Below are 19,200 nucleotides of genomic sequence, written 5' to 3'. Positions count from 1 at the left end.
CGCTTGTGAGCTTCGCGGGCAGTCGTTCAGCCCGGTGTCGCTCCTGCAACGGCAGACGCCGCGGAGCAAATCCTAGTTGCGGCCGATCCCGGCGGATATTACAAAGCTCGTACATTCTTTGTAGTCATATCCGACATGAGCGCCTTCACCCTGCACGACCTGCAATGCTTCGACGCCGTAGTCCGCGCCGGCGGCTTCCAGGCCGCGGCCGCGACCTTGCATCGCTCGCATCCGGCGGTGTTCGCCGCGGTCGCCAAGCTGGAGCGCCAGCTCGGTTTCGACCTGCTCGACCGCAGCGGCTACCGGGTGCGCCCGACCGACGCCGGCCAGTCCTTCCATCGCCGCGCCCAGGCCTTGCTGCGCGAGATGGAGGAATTGCGTACTCATGCCGCGCAACTGGCCATGGGCGAGGAAAGCGAACTGCGCGTGGTGATCGGCGACCTCTGCCCGCGGCCGCAGATGCTGGCCCTGTTGAGCCGCTTCTTCGCCGCCCGCCCGGGCACCCGCCTGCATCTGCATTTCGAGGCGGTCAGCGGGCCTACCGAGCGTTTGTTCGACGGCGACGCCGACTTGATCCTGCATCGCGTCGACAAGCGCGATCCGCGCATCGAGTGGATGGATCTGTGCCCGGTGCCGTTCGTGCCGGTGGTCGCCGCGGGTTTCCTGCCGTTCCCGATCTCGCGCGCGATCAAGCCCGAACGGATGCGCGACTTTACCCAATGCGTCATGCGCGACAGCGCGCGTCACTCGCCGCCACGCGACTACTTCATGATCGAAGGCGCGCATCAATGCACCGTCGCCGATCAGCTCATGAAGAAGGACATCATCCTGCAGGGCATGGGCTGGGGCCACATGCCGCGGTTCCTGATCGAACAGGAATTGCGCGAGGGGCGGCTGCATTCGATCGCTGGCCGCTACCTGCCCGGCAGCGTCGAGGACCTGGTGGCGGCGCGGCGCAGCGACCGCGCGCACGGCCCGGTCGCGAACCGATTGTGGAGCTATCTTGGCGAACAGGCACCGCGATTCCGCGACTCCATCCAAGCGGCCATGCCCACGGCGAGGACAAAGGCGAAGCCTGCCAGCTCACCGAACAAGCGCGGATGACGCGACCCGCTGCCGCCGCGGCCGTATAACGCAAGCCGCGCGTCGATACGTCCATACGCCTGCGCCAAGCCACTGCAGCGCCCGCCGATTCATGTCTGCGTTGCATTTCTGACGCGCTCCCTGTTGGCCTGTCCGGCCGACACCTGTCGTTGGCTTGGTCGTAACTGGACTCAAGGCCACAGGAGTAGCCGACCATGAACACCGCGTTGAACACCGCACTTTGGATCGCCCTCGCCATCGCCGCTGCGGCCGAGGGCTGCAGCCCGGTCGCCGCCAGCCAAGTCTCCGGCTGGTGGGACGGCAACTGGAACTGCACCATCGATGGCCGCCCTGCCAAGATGAAATGGAGCGCCGTCAATGACAGTCAAACGACCTGCGACGACGACGAGGTCTGCACTCACACCTTCGGCGCCCGCTGGAAGGGTAGGTTCTCCGACAACGGCTCGGCCTGGGTGGCGCTGAACAATGCGCGCCGCGGCAAAAACGGCGGCCTGTACTTCAACCATGCCGACGGCAACCGCTGGTACCTGCCCACGCCGACGGACAATCGGTCCAAGGGTTGGACGACCTGGAACGGCCAGCGCTATCCGCTGGTGTGCTGGCGCTGAGGCCGCTCGTTCGCTGAGCCATCGCGCACGCCGCGCGATTCGGCGGCCGCCTGCATCGGGGTTCCGGCAGGCGGCGGTTACCGGCATCGATTCAATCGCGCGACTCTGTCCTGGCAAGACGCCGGGCGAAGAACGCCAGGATCTCGTCGCGCGCGGCGATGGTCGGCTGACCGGCTTCGTCGATCAGATGCGCCGTCACCACGCTGTGCGGGCTGGCGACCACGTGCTCGAAGAACGGCGCCAGGCCCTCGCGATTGGCCGCACTGTCGGGCAGCACCCGCGCGACGAAACGCTCGCCGAGCGCCTCGGCGTAAGCAGCGAAGCGCTGCGCCTTGCAGAAACGGTCGCCGTCGAAGCGATAGGCCATGACCGTCAGGTTCTCGCGTTCCAGGCGTTGCCGCACCGCGGCGAGTTGCTCGGGCGCGATCTCCAGCCCGGCCGGGTCGTCCAGCGGCAGCGAAGGCTGCGCCAACACCGGCGCCAACATCGAAGGTTCGAGCATCATGGTCAGGGCGAAGTTGCCGGTGAAGCACATGCCGATCGCGCCGACGCCGGGGCCGCCGCATTCGCCGTGCGCGAAGCGCGCCAGCGCGCGCAGCCATTGCGTGACCGGGCTCGAACCCTGGCCGGCGAAGGCGCGAAACTCGGCGCTGACGCAAGCGCGCTGGAAGATCGCCTTGCTCTCCTCGACACCGGGCACGGCGCCATCTCGGCCGAACAGCGAAGGCATGTAGACGGTGAACCCCGCGTCCCGGACCCAGCGGGCGAAGCGCGCCACCTGCGGGCTGATGCCCGGCATCTCGGTCATGACGATGACCGCCGGCCCGATGCCGGCGACGTGCACGCGCTTGCCGACGCCGTCGAGGGTAATCGTGCGCGGCTCGAAGTCGTCGAGCGGATCGGACTGGCCGAGATCGGTGCGGTTGATCGGGGCAGACGGCATTCGTGGGTGTCCTCTGGTCGGGCGCTGCCTACGCGGCGCGGCATCGGCTCGACCGCATTGCAACCCGCCACGCGCTAGACTTCGAGTGTCCGCTTGGACATGTTTCGGGCGTTTCCGGCCATGCACGATTTCACCGTCCTGATCCTACCCGGCGCCTACGCCAGCAGCGTCGCCGTCACCCTCGACCTGCTCGGCGCCGCGGCCGTGCTCGCACCGCGACTGCAAACGCCGCGACCGAATTGGCGGGTGCTATCGCCCGACGGCGGCAGCGTGACGCTCGGCAACGGCCTGCGCATCGACACTCGAGCCTTGCCCAGGCGCTCGCGCAACGACGCCTCGACCTGGGTGGTACCGGGCCTGGGCGTGGACCAGCCTGCGCAACTCATCGCTCGCCTGGCCCAGGCCGATGCGCAATATGCAATCGCAGGGCTGCGCCGCCATGCCGCGCGCGGCGGCAGTGTCGCCGCCTCGTGCTCGGCGGTGTTCCTGCTGCAGGCCGCCGGCCTGCTGCAGGGGCGCCGGGCTACGACTTCGTGGTGGTTGGCCGCGGACCTGCAACGCATCGCCCCGGACTGCAAGGTCGACGCCGACCGCATGGTCTGCAGCGACGGCCCGGTCAGCACCGCCGGCGCGGCGTTCGCCCAGTCGGACCTGATGCTGCAGTTGCTGCGCCTGCGTTTCGGCAGCGCGCTGGCCGACGTCGTCGCCAAGATCCTGCTGCTCGACGGCCGCCAGGCGCAGGCGCCGTTCGTGATCCCGTCGATGCTCGCCGGCGGCAACGAACTGGTGGCGCGGCTGACCCGGCGCATCGAGTCCTCGCTGCCGCATCCGCCAAGCCTGAGCGAACTCGCCTCGGAGTTCGCGATGTCGCCGAGAACCCTGGCCCGGCACGTGCGCGCCGCCACCGGCCGGACCGCGCTGGCCCTGATCCAAAGCGTGCGCTTGAACCGCGCGAGGCGCTTGATCGAGACCAGCCGCATGAGCATCGAACAGGTCGCGGCGCAGGTCGGCTACGAGGATGCGACGGCGTTGCGGCGGCTGATGCGCAAGGCCACCGGCGCCACGCCGAGCCGGTTCCGCCCGAGCCACCACCCCTTGGGGTAGCAGCGGCGCCCTGGATTTCCTTCGCTCACAAGCCGCGGCTGCGAAGCTTCTGCATGCGGCGCCAGTCGCGGCTCACGCCGCTCCTACAAAAACGGCTGCCGATGTCGCTCGACTCGCTCCGCTCCCACTGTAAGGGCGGCGTGAGCCGCGACTACGAAGTACCGGAGCCCGGCGCAACCTGCGCGAAGCCGACCAGCCCTCGCGAGCGACGAATCTCCGGATCGTCGCGATGCAGACCGGTGCTTCGCGGTCGCGGCTTGTGACCGAAGAAAATCCAGAAGGACGCCGCTCCTACCCCTTAAAGCGCAGCGCCCTCAGCGCCCCTCGATCAACCGTATCGCGATGTCGGGCGAGAACTGCCCGGCCGGGATCCCCGGCCCAATGCCGCAGTTGCCGTCGGAATCGCCCGGCACTTTGATCCATAACAGCATTTCCGCGCCGCTGCCGCTGTTTTGCGAGACCGTGCCGAGCTTGCGGCCGGGCGGGTTGCACCACTCGCCGTTGGAGCCGTTGCCGTTGCGGCTGGTGTCGACTATGAACGGCTTGGGGTAGCCGAACTGCCGCTGCAAGGCGCCGGCGACGGCGGCGCCGTAAGCATTGGAATCGGCGGTGGTGTAGTAGTTCGACACGTTCAGGGCGAAGCCGCGAATGCCTTTGACGCCGGCCGAGTTCAGACGCCGCGCCATTTCGTCGGCGCCGATCCAACGGGCGTTGCCGCCGTCGTGATAGACCAAGGCATTCGGCGCGCGCAGCTTGAATTCGTTCGCGGCGTACTGCAGCAGACCGGTGCGGACGCTGCGCTGATCGGCGGGCAGGCAATCCAGTTGGGCCAGTGCGTCGGGCTCGATCACCACCACCGCGCGGCGGCTGCCGATGCCCGCGGCGAAGCCGGAGATCCAGGCGCGATAAGCCTCGGGACTGCCGGCGCCGCCGCCGGAGTGACTGCCGCAATCGCGGCCGGGAATGTTGTAGGCGACCAGGATCGGCAATTTGTCTGCGGTCTGCGCCGCACCGACGAAGCTCGCCACCGCGGTATTGATGTTGCCGCTCCAGTTGCCGAACCAGCGCGCCATCGGCCGCGTCGCGATCGCGCTGCCGATCCGAGTCGCGCGCGCATCGCCGGCATGGTCGCGCACCCATATCGCCGGATTCGAGTACGGGTCGACATAGAAGCCGCTGCTCTGATTGGCCGCCGGCGCCGCGGTCGGCGCCGATGCGGCGAAACACAGGGCGATGACGCCCGCGATGAAACGGCGCTGCCGCTGCGGACGAACCGCTGCCGCACCGGCCATGGAATATCGATGCATGAAGCCTCCTGCGTGCTGACTGGAACTGCACAGAAGGTGACTTCGAAGCCCGCCGCGCGCTCCGAAACGCCTCACACTTTCGTGGATCCGTCTTGGCAAAACCGCCGCCTCGCGCTCGTTCCGCCACCCAGCGCACGCTTGCCGCGTTGCGGCTATTGCGGACCGCGCGCCGCTACAGCGTTTCGACGGCGGCGGCGCGCGCGCAGCGGCCGAGCTCGCGACCGAGGCCGGAGTTCGTGCCCGACGCCCCGACGAGCCCACGCAGGCTGCAGGCGTCGGCGACCACAGGCGCCAGACAGACGTCCCAATCCATGCTCAGCGCATGCTCGGCGCTCGACCAGGTGCAGCCGTGCGTCGCGCTGCCCGGCACCAAAGTCCAACCGCGCCGGTTCGCGTGGCCCAAGTGTTGGCTGCGGGTGGTATCGATGCAGGCCGCCAGGGCGATGTCCTGCACCAACAACCAGCGCGTCTGCGGCGACTGCCGCTGCCACTCCAGTCCGCGCCGCATCTGCACCGGGAAGATCGCCTTGAAGCCGAACTCGGCGACCGGCCGGTCGGCCATCAACAGGTTCTGCTCGCGCCAGGCCACCAGGCCCAGTTCGGCCTTCGGGCCAATGCGCTTGCCCACTTCGGCCATCAGGCCGCGCGCGGACGACGAATCGTTGAGCAACGGCGCCATGACCAGGCCGAACGCGACCCACAAGCCGGCCAGCATCGCCGCCATGCCGGCGAAGGCGCGGCGTCGCCCGGTCCACAACAGACAGGCCAGGCCCCAACCGCCGACCGCGGCGACGCTGGCGGCCAGCGCCGAGGACACGTCCTCGAGCGAGCGCTCGGCGACGAAGCGCCGTTCGAACCCGGGATCGCCGAACCACATCGCCAAGCCGCCGAGCAGCAGTGCGATGGACAATACCGCGGTGAAACCGAGCGCGACGCGCTGCGCCGACGCCTTGCGCAGCAAGCCCGGCAGCAACGGCGCCAGCGCCAACGCGACCATCGGCAGCGCCGGCAAGATGTACATATCGCGCTTACCGCCGGGAATGCTGAAGAACAGCAGGACCAGCAACCACCACGCCAGCGGCAACAGATAGCGCGCATCGCGACGGCGCAGACGCCGGCGCCAGGCCGGCAGCGCCCACGGCAAGGCGAGCATGGTCGGCAACCACATGGTCGCCATCACTTCCAGGAAGTACCAGGTCGGTTGGCCGTGATCCCAGGACGCGCCGTAACGCTTGGCGGTCTGGCGCACCAGAATGTCGTTGAGATAGGCCGAGTACTGGCCGCCGTCCGGCCCTAGCGCGGCGATCGCCAGCGGCACCAGCCAGATGCCGGTGGCGGCGACGAAGGCGAGCGGCCCGAGCCAGAACTTCGCGCTCTTGGCATGCAGCTTCACGTTCCAGCCGCGCAGCGAGGCGATGGCGGCCGGGATCAGCATCAGCAAGGCGATCGCACCGACGCCCTTGCTGATCGTGCCCAGCCCCGCCGCGGCCCAGCCGAGCATCCACATCGGCCAGTCCGGGCCGCGCTTGCGCGCGCTCAGCAAGACGTGGCGCAGCAGACCGTAATTGGCCAGGGTGATCCAGAACACCACCAACGGGTCGATCTGGGCCTTCTTCGCCTGCCAGGTGAACTGCAGGGCGAACAGCAACGCATAGCCGGCGTACAGGCCGACACGACGCGTCCACAGGCGGCGGCCGAGATCGACCACGCACCACAGCGTGCCCAGCGAGGCCAGCAGCGACGGCAACAGGAAGGCGATGCGCCACTCACCGAACACCTGATAAGCGGCGGCCTGCAGCCACATGAACAACGGCGGCTTGTCGGAATACAGCTCGTGGCCGCGATGCGGGAACAGCCAATCGCCGCTCTCGATCATCTGCTTGGCGACCAGGGCGAAACGCGGCTCGTCGGCCGGCCAGGGATCGCGCAGGCCCAAGCCGACGCCGAGCACCAGCACCGCCAGCACCCAGAACAGGACGGTCTGGTTGCGTCTGGCGACTCGATGTAGCGCGGCGCTGTGCAGGATCGTGGTCATCGCGTGATCGGTAGTGGCGTGGTCTTGAAGCAGGGCAGCAGGAACGGTGGTGCCGGATCGGCGTGCTGCGAACGCCCGCAGGGCGAAGCGCCGGCATTGTATCGAGGCCGATCGCAGCCTCGGCATGACGGCTCGCACACGACCGCGCGCAGACCTCGGCTCGCATGGGCCCACCTGCATCGGCAAGGGACGCAATCGGCGAATGCTGACATTCCCGATGTCCGATAGATGTCGGAGCCCGGACCGCCGCAGGCACGTCGTGCGCAGCGGCGCCCATGATGCGCAATACGCCACCGTTCGGAAACAGCGGCCACACCCCCGGGCCGGCCTCGGCTGGGCGAGCGCACCCGTTCGAGGCATACTTTTCGCCATGGCCGGTCGACGGCATCGCGCCATCCCGGTTCCCGTCCGTGCCCCGCTGCGAGGCCCGGCCGCGGCCGGACGGCCGCTCGCGACGGATGCGCCACGGCTCGCCTTCGACCGCGACAGCAGGACTCTCAAGCCCGCGGCGCGCATCGCGCTGCCGCGGACGCCCCATCGATGACGAGGTAGACCAGTTGATCATCCACCCCAAGGTTCGCGGTTTCATCTGCACCACCACGCACCCGCTCGGCTGCGAGCTCAACGTACGCGAGCAGATCGAAGCCACGCGCGCGCGCGGCGTCCGCAAGGACGGACCGAAGAAGGTGCTGGTGATCGGCGCGTCCAGCGGCTACGGCCTGGCCGCGCGCATCACCGCCGCGTTCGGCTTCGGCGCCGACACCCTCGGCGTGTTTTTCGAGAAGCCCGGCAGCGACAAGAAGGCCGGCACCGCCGGCTGGTACAACTCGGCCGCGTTCGACAAGTTCGCCAAGGCCGAGGGCCTGTACAGCAAGTCGATCAACGGCGACGCCTTCTCCAATGAAGCGCGCGACACCGCCATCGAGCTGATCAAGAACGAGATGGGCGGGCAGATCGACCTGATCGTGTATTCGCTGGCCTCGCCGGTACGCAAGCTGCCCGACACCGGCGAGCTCAAGCGCTCGGCGCTGAAGACCATCGGCGAGCCTTACGTCTCGACCGCGATCGACACCAACAAGGACACCATCATCCAGGCCACGGTCGAGCCCGCCACCGAGCAGGAGATCGAAGACACCGTCACGGTGATGGGCGGACAGGACTGGGAGCTGTGGATCGACGCGCTCGAACGCGCCGGCGTGCTGGCGCCGGGCGCGCGCACTGTCGCCTTCAGCTACATCGGCACCGAGATCACCTGGCCGATCTACTGGCACGGCGCGCTCGGCAAGGCCAAGGTCGACCTCGACCTGACCGCGCAGCGCCTGGACGCGCGCCTGCGCAAGATCGGCGGCGGCGCCAACGTGGCGGTGCTGAAGTCGGTGGTGACCCAGGCCAGCGCGGCCATCCCGGTGATGCCGCTGTACATCTCGCTGGTGTTCAAGGTGATGAAGGAAAAGGGCCTGCACGAAGGCACCGTCGACCAGCTCAGCCGCTTGTTCCGCGAGCGCCTCTACCGTGAAGACGGCCAGGCACCGCAGACCGACGACGAGCACCGCCTGCGCCTGGACGATTGGGAACTGCGCGACGACGTCCAGGACACCTGCAAGGCGCTGTGGCCGCAGGTGACCACCGAGAATCTGTTCGAGCTCACCGACTACGCCGCTTACAAGCACGAGTTCCTCAAGCTGTTCGGCTTCGAGCGCAGCGACGTCGACTACGACGCCGAGGTCGACCCCGACGTGAAGTTCGACTGCATCGAGCTCTGAGTCTCGGCGGGTTGCATCACGCTGCACCGGCGCCGCTCCCGGCGCCCCTCCGCTCCTGCGACAGGAGCGGAGCCCGGACCGGCCCACAGGCCGCGTCACTTATAACGGCGGCGCTCGGCCTTGAGCGCCTGCTCGGATACGAAGCCCGTGCCGCAGCTCCGGCAGTAGTACCCCTCGACGAATTGTTGTAACGGCGCCTCGCGCACCTGCGAGGGAAGGACGTCGTCGACGCGAAGATCGACCGCGTACGCCATCCGCGGGTCCTTGCCCGGCGCGGCCACCCAGGCCTGGTCGATCAACAGCAGCTTCGGCGCCAACGCGGTGGCCAAACCACACCGCGGGCAAATCTCATCGAATGGATACGGGCTCATTGCGCCTCCTGCGCCGGGCCGGGTCGAACGATCAGGGCCTGCCGGCATCGAGTTTCGCCTGACGCTGGTAGAGAAACAACGGCAGCCCCAGCGACACGCCGACGAGCAGGGTCGCGACGACCGACACCCATGGACGGCGCACCGCCAAGCGACGCCCTTCGCTTGCGATAAACACCAACAGCACCAGCGCCGACACCAGCACGTCGATACCGAAGAAAGCGCCGATGCGCGTGGAAAACAGTTCGGCAACCAAGCGCGGCCGGTCCGGACCGTGCTCGTTCAACCACGGCAGCAACTGCGCATACGGCAGCAGCAGACCGGGCACGCACAGCGACAGATACAGATGCCTGAGTTTCATGGATTGTCTGATCCCATCGGAGAACCGGTTTTCCACAGTACGCCGCACGGACTTTCACTGCGTCCGGTACGACACTCACGAACGCTCACTGCGAGTCGTCCGCGTCCTCTGACGACACAAAGCACACTGAACAGTGACGGGCGTTTGCAGTCCTTTGTTTCAGTGCCGACGATCCCCATAAACGCGACCGCGGTAACGTCGTCGAGCGCCTATCGGCGTAGAGTGCCGGCCGAGCTTCCGGGTTGGCCTGCATTGCCGCAGCGCCACTCGCCACCGTAGACGCGCAGAGTATCGGATGCATGCCGGCTCGGCGGTGTACCGCCAAGGTTCGCATCCGATATCGCGGATGGGTCGCGATGTCGGATGCGCCGCCTTCGCCGGTTGCGGCTTCGATGGCATCGTTCTGATCGGCTCAAGGAGGAGTGAGGATCATGTCGCTGTCGATCGTCGCCGAAACGCCGGATCGCCCTCGCCTGCCTATCGTGGAGGACGTCTCCGGCCGTCTGCGCGCGCGGCCGTACACGGAGGCCTGCGCCGATATCCTCGAACGCGCCGAACATGTCGTGATCGGATTGAGCCCGTTCAACGGCTATTTCAGCGCCATCGCGATCCAGCGCATGATCGCCTGGGGTTGCCGGCACTTCCGCAAGGTCGATGTGCTGCTGCCGGGCTATGAGGCGATTTATACGCTCACCGCCGCCGGCCTCGCTCCGATCGAGGCGACGCGCAAGCTCAGGCGCGAATTGCTGCGCCTGCGCAACACCAGTCTGCGCAGCTTGCAGGACCACGATGTCGAGCATCCGCAGCAACGCATCCACAGTTGGACGCGGCTGCTCGAAAACCGCGCTTACCTGACTTTGCGGCAGCAGGTGCGGCGCACCTACCGCGACGATTTCTCGGTGCGCCAGGCCTGTCGCAACGCTGCAGTCACGGCGGTCGAAGGCGCCATGGGCCAGCGGCCGGACGAGAGGCGCCTCGCACAGGCCGTGCATTACCCGCTCGCCGAGCTGCCCTTCTTCGTCGACAGCCCGGCGATCTACGGCGTGCGCAGCTCGGTCTTCGCCTACCCGCGGCCGATCTCCCTGGTCCGCGCATTGTCGATCCCCAGCGACGCCGCGCTCGCCCGGGCCGATGGTCAAGGATTCGTCTCGTTCGAATAGCGACAGGAGAGCCGCCATGCCCAGCCCGCTCGATCAAGCCCAGGACGTTCTCAGCTATCCGTTCGCCATCGGCCCGCTCGGCACGCCGCCCGAGACCATCGCCTGGGCGCGCAAACACCGGCCGGTGTGCCCGATCAGCCTGCCCAGCGGTACCCGCGCCTGGATGGTGACGAACAAGGACGACATCGGCCTGGTCCTCACCGACAAGCGTTTCTCGCGCGACCTGACCTACTCGGGCGCGCCGCGTTTCGTCGGCGAGGATTTCACCGCGGTGCCCGGCGGCCTGTTCAACCTCGACCCGCCCGATCACACCCGGGTGCGCCGGGTCATCGGCCATTTCTACACGCGCACCGGCGTCGAGCGGTTCCGTCCGCTGGTCGAACGGCATGCCACGCAGTTGCTCGACGCCATGGCCGGCGGCGACAACCCGGCCGATCTGATGCAGGCCTATTCCACCCAACTGCCGCTGCACAGCAGCTGCGACATGCTGCAGGTGCCGGTGGATTTTCGCGAGCAGTACCTGGCGTATTTCCACACCCAGACCAATTATCAGGCGACGGCGGAGGAAGTCGCGCAGGCGACGGCCAAGATCCTGGATTTCTCGCGCGACATCATCGCCCTCAAGCGCAAGCACCCCGGCCACGCCGATCCGATCGGCGCCTTGATCGAAGCCCGCACGCAAGGCTTGATCGACGAAGACGAACTCGTCGGCACGGTCTGCTATCTGTTCGTCACCGGCTCGGAGCCGCTGATCCCGCCGCTGTCGACCGGCGTGCTGACCTTGCTGGAGCATCGCCCCCAGTTGCAGCAGTGCATCGACGATCCCACCCTGTGGCCCAAGGCGATCGAGGAAGTGTTGCGCTATCACCACAACGGCGTGCTGGGCCTGCCGCGCGTGGCCACCGAGGACGTGGCGCTCAAGGACACCCTGATCCGCCGCGGCGAAGCGGTATGCGCCACCATGCTCGGCGTGACCTGGGACCCGAAGTACTACAAGCACCCGGCCAAATTCGACATCCACCGCTCGACCGACGGCACCGCGACCTTCGGCGCCGGCCCGCACTTCTGCCTCGGCTCGGCGCTGGTGCGGATGTTCCTGGAAGTCGCTTATCGCATGCTGTTCGCCCGGTTCCCGAGCCTCACCCTCGCCGTTCCCGCCGGCGAGATTCCCTGGGAAAAGAACATTCTCTTCATTCGGCCGGTCAGCCTGCCGGTCGCCTGGTGACCCGCCCACCGACCTTATCGAGGTTCCCATGCAAACGATGGACAGCCAGTTCGATGCGCTCGCCGATGCCTACGAGAGCAGCATCGACGAGATGCCGTTTCGCCGCCATATCGAAATGCACAGCGTGCTGCGGGTGATCGGCGACACCCGCCACTTGCGCGTGCTCGACCTGGGCTGCGGCAGTGGGCTCTACACCCGCGCCATCGCCGAGCGCGGCGCACGCCGCGTGGTCGGCTTGGACGTGTCGGCCGGGATGATCAGCCACGCCCGCGCCCACGAGCGCCTGGCCCCGCTCGGCATCCACTACCACTGGCGCGACGCCGCGCGCGATCCGGGCACCGTCGCCGACGACCTCGGCGAACGTTTCGATCTGGTCACGGCGGTGTACGTGTTGCCGTACGCCGAATCCCGCGAAGGCCTCACCGCGATCTGCCGCACCGCCTTCGAAGCCTTGTCCGGCCCGGGCGATCGTTTCGTCGCAGCGGTGCTGAACCCCGAGTTCTCCAGCGACGAGCAGTGGTACCGGCATTACGGCATGACCTTGACCGCCGCACAGGGCCGCAAGGAAGGCGCACCGGTGCACCTGCACGCCTGGTTCGGCGAGCACACACTCGACCTGGATGCGTTTTATTGGTCGCGCGACGCCCACGACCGCGCCTTCCGCGAGGCCGGCTTCGGCCACGTGCAATGGCACCTGCCGACCCTGTCGGAAAACGGCCGCAGCGTCAGGGACGACGAGTTCTGGCACAACTATCTCGAGCAGCCTCATGCCCTGATCGTCGAGGCCTTTCGGTGAGCGCCTGATTGCGGACATTCCGTAATCCCTGCGCGTCCCCTCTTCGACGCGGCCGCGTGCCCGCAAACCGCGACCAGAACAGAGGCGTCACCCTCATGCCAAGGCATCGAGTCGTCGCAGACCGATACCAGGCTGGTGCGTAAACCCGCACTGAACCCGCTCGACAAGAAATGTTTCAAAGTTCTCAACCGTTTCAAGCGGCGGAGAAATCTTCGACGGCTCCCTCTCTACTGCCCACTCGCGCGTGACGCGAAAGCTCTTGCGTCCCTGAGACCCGGCGCGTTGCGCGACCGGCCCGTCGGAACGCAAGCGAATCGGCAGCTCAGAGAAGGCGCAGTGACAGAACCCAGCACTACGATGCGGCCGCGCGCCGCATTCTTTTCTTCGATCCAGGCTTTGCGCGGCATCGCCGCGGTATTGGTCGTCCTGTTCCATCTGCGCCTGATGGAAGACCTGCACGGGCAAGGCCGGCAGATCTTGCCGAGTCTGCTCGAATTCGCCTACGGCGGCGTCGACCTGTTCTTCGTGATTTCGGGCTTCGTCATGGTCTCGGTGGCCGCGGGCAGCTACCGCTCGCCGGCCGGCGCCGGGCACTTCCTGTTGCGCCGGGCCTGGCGCATCGTACCGCCCTATTGGTTCTACACCAGCCTGCTGGTCGCGCCGATGCTGCTGATGCCCGGCGTCCTCGACGCCTCGCACGACTACGGCAAAATCGCGACCTCGTACCTGTTGTGGCCGCAGGCCTCGCTCCCGATCCTGATGGTCGGTTGGACCCTGATCTACGAAGCGTATTTCTATCTGGCCATGGCGGTCGCCATCGCACTGCTGCCGGAGCGTTACGCCGGGACCTTCCTGGCCGGTTGGGGCATCACGGCAATGGCGGTCCACGCCACGGCCGGCGCCAATGCGCCGCCGTGGCTGACGGTCGCGTCCAGCCCTATGGTGCTCGAATTCATCGCCGGCGCCCTGGTCGGGCTGCACTGGCGACGGCTGCCGGCGCGCTACGGCCTGCCCTGCCTGTCGCTAGGTGCGTTCGCTTTCGTTGCGAGCATGTTCGTCCTGGCCCAGGCCGGTGCCCACGAGCCCTCGCCGATGCTGCGGACTGCGATGTTCGGCTCGGCCAGCGCCGTCATCGTCCTCGGCGCGGTGGCGTGGGAGAGCGCCGGCCCGGTGCGCATTCCGCGCTGGCTGCTGATCCTCGGCAACGCCTCGTACTCGATCTACCTCGCGCACCCGTTCGTGATCTCGTTGACGGGCCGGCTGTGGCGCAACACCGCCATCGGCCAGGTGCAGGGCCTGCACGCAGCCTCGGTGGTCGTGGCGATCCTGTTATGCCTGGCGGTCGGCATCGCTTCGTATCGCTGGCTCGAACGTCCCGTGCAGTCGATCGGCGGGTTTCTGTTCAAGCCTCGGCCGACGCCGGTCGCGCAACCGGCGTAAGCCGGCGGGTCGGTCGCCGCGTCTCAGGCGCTCGGCCAATACGGCGCGCGCAACTCGCGCTTGAGCAGCTTGCCGGTCGGGTTGCGTGGCAGGTGATCGCGGATCTCGACCGCGGCCACCCGCTGCTGTTTGCCGACGCGCTCGTTTAGCCAGTGCTTGATCGCTTCGCCGTCGCCGGCCTCGGCGTCCTTGACGATCACCAGGGCCAACGGCGATTCGCCCCAGACCGGGCTCGGCACGCCGATGACCGCGCATTCGGCGATCGCGGCGTGCTGCATCAACACGGCCTCGATGTCGGCCGGATAGATGTTCTGGCCGCCGGAGATGATCAGGTCCTTCTTGCGGTCGAGGATGTAGAGATAACCCTCCTCGTCGAGGCGGCCGATGTCGCCGGTGCGCAGCCAGCTGCGTCCGGCCTCGTCGATCCAGGTGGCCTGCGCGGTGGCTTCGGGCCGTCGCCAATAACCCGCCATGGCGAAACGGCTGCGGCCGACGATTTCGCCGGCCTGGCCGGCTTCGAGCGGGCGGTCGTGCTCGTCGAGGATCAACAGGTCGACGCCGGGCAAGGGCTTACCGACCGAGGAGAGATGGCTCTCGGCATCCTCCGGGTCGAGCGCGGTGATGATGCCTTCGGTGGTGCCGTAGACCTCGATCACGTCGCAACGGCAGGTCTCGATCAGGCCGGCCTTGGTCGCCAGCGGCAAGGACGAACCCACGCTCATGATCGCCTGCAGCGAAGAACGGTCGGTGGTCCAGAACTGCGGATGATCGAGCAGCCGCTGGTATTGCACCGGCACCATCGCGGTGTGGGTGATGCGCTCGCGGGCGATGGTGGCCAGGGTGTCGGCGACATCGAAGACATGCCGCAGCACCACCGTGCCGCCGCTGAGCCAAGTGCCGAGCAAGGCGGCCCAGCTGATGTTCGAGTACAACCCGGTGACCAGTAGAGTGCGGGCGCCGGCGTGATAACGCAGCGCCAGGGCCGCGTCGTAGGCCCAGGCCACGCGCGTGCCGTGACTGTGGACGATGCCTTTCGGCTCGCCGGTGGTGCCCGAGGAGTAGATGATGTTGCACAGGTCGGTCGCGGACACCGGCACCGTCGGCGGATGCGAGTCGGCGCCGCCGAGCCAGTCCGCATACGCGCGCCAACCGGCCGCGGCCGAGGCGCCCTCGCCGACCACCTCGATGCGGGCGATGCCGGGAATCGCACCGATGCGAGCGGCGTGATCGGCGGTCGCGAATACGAACACGGCTCCCGAATCGGCCAACATGCTCGCCGCGCTCTCGGCGCTGATCGCGGTGTTGAGCGGCACGGCGACGCAACCGGCCTTCATGATGCCGACGATCAATTCGGCCATCTCGATGCAGTTGGACATCAGCAGCGCGACGCGGTCGCCGTGGCGCGAGCCGGCGCCGATCAGGGCATTGGCGATGCGGTTGGTGCTGCGGTCCAGGCTTTGCCAGTCCAGGGTCCGCTGCGGCGCGACCAGCGCGGGCGAGCGCGCGCGCCAGCGGCCGTGCAGGGCGAAGATTTCGGGCAGCAACGGTTGCGGTGCATCCAACATGGAAGGGTCTCCGTGTCGCGGGAAGGCTCGGTCAGGGCGAAGGGATCGGAACGCGCCGCTGCCCGCCCAGATTGAGGGCATCGACGCGCGCAGACAGGGCCGCGGTCTCAATCCGCAACGTCGAGCAGGGTTTCTATGCCGATCCGGGCATCCAGTTCGGACAAGGACGGCGCATGGCCGACATCGGGCACCTCGACCAGGCGCACCAGCGGCGACACCGCGGCCATGCGCCGGGCGGTCTTGGCCTCGAGGATGTCGGACAAGGCGCCGCGCAGCAGCAGGATCGGCCGGCCGGCGGCGAGCTTGCGGTAGAGATGCCACATCAACGGCCGCAGCAGCCACAACTTGGTAGGGCTGACCGTGCGGATGATCTTCGGGTCGTAGTCGAGCACCAGCAGGCCGTCGTCGCGGACCCGGAACATGCGCTCGATCATCCGCGCCCAGTCCGCGCGCGTGTACTTCGGATAGGCGGCGCTGCCGATGCGTTCGATATAAGCCGCCGCGTCTTCGCGCGTCATCGCCGGCACCGGCACGCCGGCGTAGCGCGCGATCCGGTCCAGCGCCGACTTCGGCGCCTGCGGGCCGGCGTCGTTGAGTACCGCCGCCGCCACCGCGGCCGGCTGCTTCACCGCCACGGTCATGGTCACCCACACGCCGAGCGAGGTGCCGATGAAGACCGCGCGCGGGATCGATTGCGCGGCCATCAAATCGAGAATATCCAGCGCATAGCGGTCGGCGCTGTAGCTGGACGGGTCGTCGGCGTACTGCGAACGGCCGCGGCCGCGCAGGTCCACCGCCAGTACGCGCCGCCCGGCCGCGGCGAGCACGCGGGCGATCTCGTCGAAATCGGCCGAGTTGCGGGTCAACCCCGGAATGCAGATCACCGGGCAGCGCGGCCTCGCGTCGGCGTAGACCGCCCCCGGATAATCGCGGGCGTACAGCCGCAGCCCGTCGCGGCTATGCCAATGCAATGCGTCGTAAGGTTCGGCCGACATGGTGGGTGGGGATTCCTGTGCCAACGAAAGTGTGGTCGGCCCCCGAGCATGTGCCGACCGAGGGCCGATCGAAACGCCCGCTGCGCCGTTCGCGGCCAGCGTCGGAGGGACTTGCACTCAGAACTCGTAGCGCGCCGACAGGCTCACTGTGCGCGGCGCGCCGTAGAAACCGGTGACGATATCGAGCGCGGCGATGTGGTAGCCGGTGCTGCGATAGGACTTATTGCCCAGGTTGCTGCCCTGCAGGCTCAAGGTCCACGGCTGGTTGATCTGCCAGATCAGCCCGGCGTTCCACAATCCGTAAGCCGGCTGCGCGATCAGCGGCGACAAGGTCGTCTCGGGATAGGTCTTGCTCTGATAGCTGTAATTGATGCGCCCGCCGAGGCTGCCGCCGTTGGCGAGCGGATACAGCGCGTCCAGGCTCAGCCCGCCCGACCATTTCGGTGCGTTGGTGAAGCGCTGGCTGTCGGCGATGTCCACGCCGCCGCTGCGGTACTCATCGTACTTACTGCTCAGGTAAGCGACGTTGCCGCTGAGCGTCCAATGCTCGGAGGGCTTCCAGGCGAACTCGTGTTCCAGCCCCTGGATGGTGCCCTTGCCGGCGTTGGTGAAGTCGCCGAAGAAGCCGGGACTGCCGTTCGGCAAGGTGTAGGAGGTGAACACCGACAACTGGATGTTGCTGTAGTCGTTGTGGAACAACGAGGTGTTCATCATCAGGCGATCGTCGAAGAAGGTCATCTTGCTGCCCAGCTCAAAGGACTGGACCTTCTCGTCGTCGATCGGCCGGCACGAAGCCGGGATCACCGCGCAATTGGCGCGGATGTTGTAGCCGCCGGAATGGAAGCCGGCGTTATAGCTGGCATACAGATTGACGTGATCGTTGGCGCGCCAGGACAGGGTCAGTTTCGGCGAGACGTTGCGCGAGGTGTTCGAGCCGGTGAAGTCGGCCAGCTCGGCGATCGGCACCTGGAAGGCGCCGTCGGCGAAGGCGTAGTTCTGGATCAGCGCGTCCTTGGTCTCCTCGGTCAGGCGCAGCCCCAGATCGAGGCTCCACTGCGGGTCGAGGTCCCAGGTGAAATCGCCATAGGCGGCGATGCTGCGGGTGCCGATGCGGCCGCTGCTGACCGCGTACTGCGACAGCCGCAGCGCGGTGTATGGCGGCGAGCCCAGGAAGGTGCTGCGGTTGATGCCGCCGGCCGCACCCTTGAAGTAGAACAGGCCGAACACGCCGTGGAGCTTGCCGCCGGCATCGTAATTGGCCTGCAGTTCCTGGCTGAACTGATGGTCGCTGTAGCCGCCGGAAGCTTCGCCGATCCGTTCCGGCAAGGTGTCGAAATCGATATTGCTCTGGGTCGACGAGCTGCGGTAGGCGGTGATCGACTTGAACGCCCAGTCGGCGCTGGCGATCCACTTGACGGTCAGCGCCGCCCCTTCCAGCTCGCTGTGGTTGACCTGGGGCATCGCGCTGCGGGTGTCGAAGTCGCTGTCTAGCGGCTTGTACGCCGGATAGTACTTGTTCGCCTTCAACATCTTGGCGCCGCGCGGGTTGGAGTTGTCGTGCATGCCGTCGAGCGCGAGTTCGACGTTGAACGTATCCGACGGGAAGTAACCGAAGGTGGCGCGTGCGGCGTTGGTGTTCTTGTTGCCGTTGCGGCTGTCCTGGACCAGGTTCTTGCCGTAGCCGTCGTTGTGCATGCTGGCGACGGCGACGCGGGCGCGCCAGACGCCATCGTCGCTGGCGCCGCCCAGGCTGGCCTTGGCACCGCGTTCGCCATGGGTGCCGACCGTGGCTTCGACGGAACCTTGAGTGCTCTTGGGCAAGGGGCTCGATACGTACTTGATCGCGCCGCCGATGGTGTTCTTGCCGTACAGGCTGCCTTGCGGGCCGCGCAGCACTTCGATGCGGCTGACGTCGAACACGTCGAGCAAGGCCCCTTGCGGCCGCGCCAGATAGACGTCGTCGAGGTACACGCCCACGGCCGGGTCGAAGCCCCAGGTCGGGTCGGACTGGCCGATGCCGCGGATGTAGGCGGTCAGGGTGGTGTTGGAACCGCGCGCCGCATACACCTGCAGCGACGGCACCTTGCCCTGCAGGTCGGCCAGGGTCTGCACGTTCTGCTTGAACAGCGCAGAGGCGGTGAAGGCGCTGACCGCGACCGGCACGTCCTGCAGGGTTTCCTCGCGTTTGCGCGCGGTCACCGTGATCGATTCCAACTGGGTCGGTTTCTTTTCCGATTCGCCCTGCACTGCTTCGGCCTCGGTTCGGGTCTCGGTCGATGCCCCCTGCACCTCCTGCGCCCGCACCGCCGACCACTGCGTCGACATCGCCACACCGATCGCCACGCTCAAAAGCCTGTGTCTCATCCTGGTCCGTTCCCCTGCGCGCATCGCCGTCGTCGCAATGACGGCATGGCTGCAACATAGCG

Annotated in this window: 15 protein-coding genes and 1 pseudogene; 8 read left to right on the top strand and 8 right to left on the bottom strand. The window is 67.4% G+C overall.

From position 1 onward, the window contains the following. Window positions 1-135: 135 nt before the first annotated feature. Window positions 136-1,104: a LysR family transcriptional regulator gene (locus tag ACTJJK_RS03685; protein ID WP_051884264.1), complete on the top strand. Its 969-nt coding sequence runs from the start codon at window positions 136-138 to the stop codon at window positions 1,102-1,104. Between the two features lie 194 nt (window positions 1,105-1,298). Next, entirely contained in the window at window positions 1,299-1,712 is a 414-nt protein-coding gene (locus tag ACTJJK_RS03680; protein WP_031370089.1) for a DUF6006 family protein, read from the top strand. Window positions 1,713-1,803: 91 nt separating this feature from the next. Here the strand turns inward: ACTJJK_RS03680 and ACTJJK_RS03675 are convergent, their stop codons facing one another. Beyond that, window positions 1,804-2,655, bottom strand: coding sequence for a dienelactone hydrolase family protein (locus tag ACTJJK_RS03675; RefSeq protein ID WP_031370090.1), 852 nt, complete (start codon window positions 2,653-2,655; stop codon window positions 1,804-1,806). Window positions 2,656-2,775: 120 nt separating this feature from the next. On the opposite strand from ACTJJK_RS03675, the gene ACTJJK_RS03670 reads away from it, so the two are divergent. Further along, window positions 2,776-3,759 (top strand): GlxA family transcriptional regulator, encoded by a 984-nt coding sequence (locus ACTJJK_RS03670; protein ID WP_031370091.1) that lies wholly within the window; start codon window positions 2,776-2,778, stop codon window positions 3,757-3,759. A gap of 314 nt (window positions 3,760-4,073) precedes the next feature. Here the strand turns inward: ACTJJK_RS03670 and ACTJJK_RS03665 are convergent, their stop codons facing one another. Both ACTJJK_RS03665 and ACTJJK_RS03660 read right to left on the bottom strand, forming a co-directional pair. After that, entirely contained in the window at window positions 4,074-5,066 is a 993-nt protein-coding gene (locus ACTJJK_RS03665) for a glycoside hydrolase family 6 protein (RefSeq protein WP_440729501.1), read from the bottom strand. A gap of 316 nt (window positions 5,067-5,382) precedes the next feature. Next, a pseudogene (locus ACTJJK_RS03660) lies at window positions 5,383-7,101 on the bottom strand (ArnT family glycosyltransferase); the annotation flags it as partial. A 557-nt stretch (window positions 7,102-7,658) separates the two neighbouring features. Between ACTJJK_RS03660 and fabV the strand changes: the two are divergent. After that, entirely contained in the window at window positions 7,659-8,864 is a 1,206-nt protein-coding gene (fabV, locus tag ACTJJK_RS03655) for an enoyl-ACP reductase FabV (RefSeq protein WP_223620782.1), read from the top strand. A gap of 95 nt (window positions 8,865-8,959) precedes the next feature. Here fabV and ACTJJK_RS03650 read toward each other — a convergent pair whose 3' ends face one another. Next, entirely contained in the window at window positions 8,960-9,193 is a 234-nt protein-coding gene (locus tag ACTJJK_RS03650) for a hypothetical protein (protein ID WP_440729500.1), read from the bottom strand. A gap of 73 nt (window positions 9,194-9,266) precedes the next feature. Continuing rightward, on the bottom strand, window positions 9,267-9,593 hold the full coding sequence (locus tag ACTJJK_RS03645) for a DUF2834 domain-containing protein (RefSeq protein WP_440729499.1): 327 nt from the start codon (window positions 9,591-9,593) through the stop codon (window positions 9,267-9,269). A gap of 431 nt (window positions 9,594-10,024) precedes the next feature. Between ACTJJK_RS03645 and ACTJJK_RS03640 the strand changes: the two genes are divergently transcribed. The 4 genes from ACTJJK_RS03640 to ACTJJK_RS03625 all read left to right on the top strand — a co-directional run bounded on the left by ACTJJK_RS03640 (window position 10,025) and on the right by ACTJJK_RS03625 (window position 14,214). Then, entirely contained in the window at window positions 10,025-10,753 is a 729-nt protein-coding gene (locus ACTJJK_RS03640) for a tRNA-dependent cyclodipeptide synthase (RefSeq protein ID WP_223620785.1), read from the top strand. 16 nt (window positions 10,754-10,769) lie between these two features. Then, window positions 10,770-11,978, top strand: coding sequence for a cytochrome P450 (locus tag ACTJJK_RS03635; protein WP_440729498.1), 1,209 nt, complete (start codon window positions 10,770-10,772; stop codon window positions 11,976-11,978). 28 nt (window positions 11,979-12,006) lie between these two features. Beyond that, window positions 12,007-12,774, top strand: a complete 768-nt coding sequence (locus tag ACTJJK_RS03630) for a class I SAM-dependent DNA methyltransferase (RefSeq protein ID WP_440729497.1) — start codon at window positions 12,007-12,009, stop codon at window positions 12,772-12,774. A gap of 336 nt (window positions 12,775-13,110) precedes the next feature. Beyond that, window positions 13,111-14,214 carry an acyltransferase family protein gene (locus tag ACTJJK_RS03625; protein ID WP_440729496.1) on the top strand — a complete coding sequence of 368 codons (1,104 nt, stop codon included), beginning with the start codon at window positions 13,111-13,113 and terminating at the stop codon, window positions 14,212-14,214. Window positions 14,215-14,237: 23 nt separating this feature from the next. Here ACTJJK_RS03625 and ACTJJK_RS03620 read toward each other — a convergent pair whose 3' ends face one another. The 3 genes from ACTJJK_RS03620 to ACTJJK_RS03610 all read right to left on the bottom strand — a co-directional run bounded on the left by ACTJJK_RS03620 (window position 14,238) and on the right by ACTJJK_RS03610 (window position 19,138). Then, window positions 14,238-15,779, bottom strand: coding sequence for a class I adenylate-forming enzyme family protein (locus tag ACTJJK_RS03620; RefSeq protein WP_440729495.1), 1,542 nt, complete (start codon window positions 15,777-15,779; stop codon window positions 14,238-14,240). A gap of 107 nt (window positions 15,780-15,886) precedes the next feature. Continuing rightward, window positions 15,887-16,774, bottom strand: a complete 888-nt coding sequence (locus tag ACTJJK_RS03615) for an alpha/beta fold hydrolase (protein ID WP_440729494.1) — start codon at window positions 16,772-16,774, stop codon at window positions 15,887-15,889. Between the two features lie 117 nt (window positions 16,775-16,891). Then, entirely contained in the window at window positions 16,892-19,138 is a 2,247-nt protein-coding gene (locus ACTJJK_RS03610) for a TonB-dependent receptor (RefSeq protein WP_440729493.1), read from the bottom strand. Window positions 19,139-19,200 lie beyond the last annotated feature (62 nt).

The sequence above is a fragment of the Lysobacter sp. 22409 genome (assembly GCF_052045105.1).
GTDB classification, from domain to species: Bacteria; Pseudomonadota; Gammaproteobacteria; order Xanthomonadales; family Xanthomonadaceae; genus Lysobacter; species Lysobacter antibioticus_B.
The sequence above is the reverse complement of the archived record's forward strand: the minus strand, read 5'-3'. Positions and strand labels throughout refer to the sequence as shown.

Excerpts from the sequence above, each read along its gene's own strand:
- ACTJJK_RS03645 (WP_440729499.1), bottom strand. The coding sequence starts at position 9,593 with ATGAAACTCAGGCATCTGTATCTGTCGCTGTGCGTGCCCGGTCTGCTG.
- ACTJJK_RS03640 (WP_223620785.1), top strand. The coding sequence starts at position 10,025 with ATGTCGCTGTCGATCGTCGCCGAAACGCCGGATCGCCCTCGCCTGCCT.
- ACTJJK_RS03665 (WP_440729501.1), bottom strand. The coding sequence starts at position 5,066 with ATGCATCGATATTCCATGGCCGGTGCGGCAGCGGTTCGTCCGCAGCGG.
- ACTJJK_RS03635 (WP_440729498.1), top strand. The coding sequence starts at position 10,770 with ATGCCCAGCCCGCTCGATCAAGCCCAGGACGTTCTCAGCTATCCGTTC.
- ACTJJK_RS03630 (WP_440729497.1), top strand. The coding sequence starts at position 12,007 with ATGCAAACGATGGACAGCCAGTTCGATGCGCTCGCCGATGCCTACGAG.
- ACTJJK_RS03620 (WP_440729495.1), bottom strand. The coding sequence starts at position 15,779 with ATGTTGGATGCACCGCAACCGTTGCTGCCCGAAATCTTCGCCCTGCAC.
- ACTJJK_RS03615 (WP_440729494.1), bottom strand. The coding sequence starts at position 16,774 with ATGTCGGCCGAACCTTACGACGCATTGCATTGGCATAGCCGCGACGGG.
- ACTJJK_RS03610 (WP_440729493.1), bottom strand. The coding sequence starts at position 19,138 with ATGAGACACAGGCTTTTGAGCGTGGCGATCGGTGTGGCGATGTCGACG.
- ACTJJK_RS03680 (WP_031370089.1), top strand. The coding sequence starts at position 1,299 with ATGAACACCGCGTTGAACACCGCACTTTGGATCGCCCTCGCCATCGCC.
- ACTJJK_RS03675 (WP_031370090.1), bottom strand. The coding sequence starts at position 2,655 with ATGCCGTCTGCCCCGATCAACCGCACCGATCTCGGCCAGTCCGATCCG.
- ACTJJK_RS03670 (WP_031370091.1), top strand. The coding sequence starts at position 2,776 with ATGCACGATTTCACCGTCCTGATCCTACCCGGCGCCTACGCCAGCAGC.
- ACTJJK_RS03685 (WP_051884264.1), top strand. The coding sequence starts at position 136 with ATGAGCGCCTTCACCCTGCACGACCTGCAATGCTTCGACGCCGTAGTC.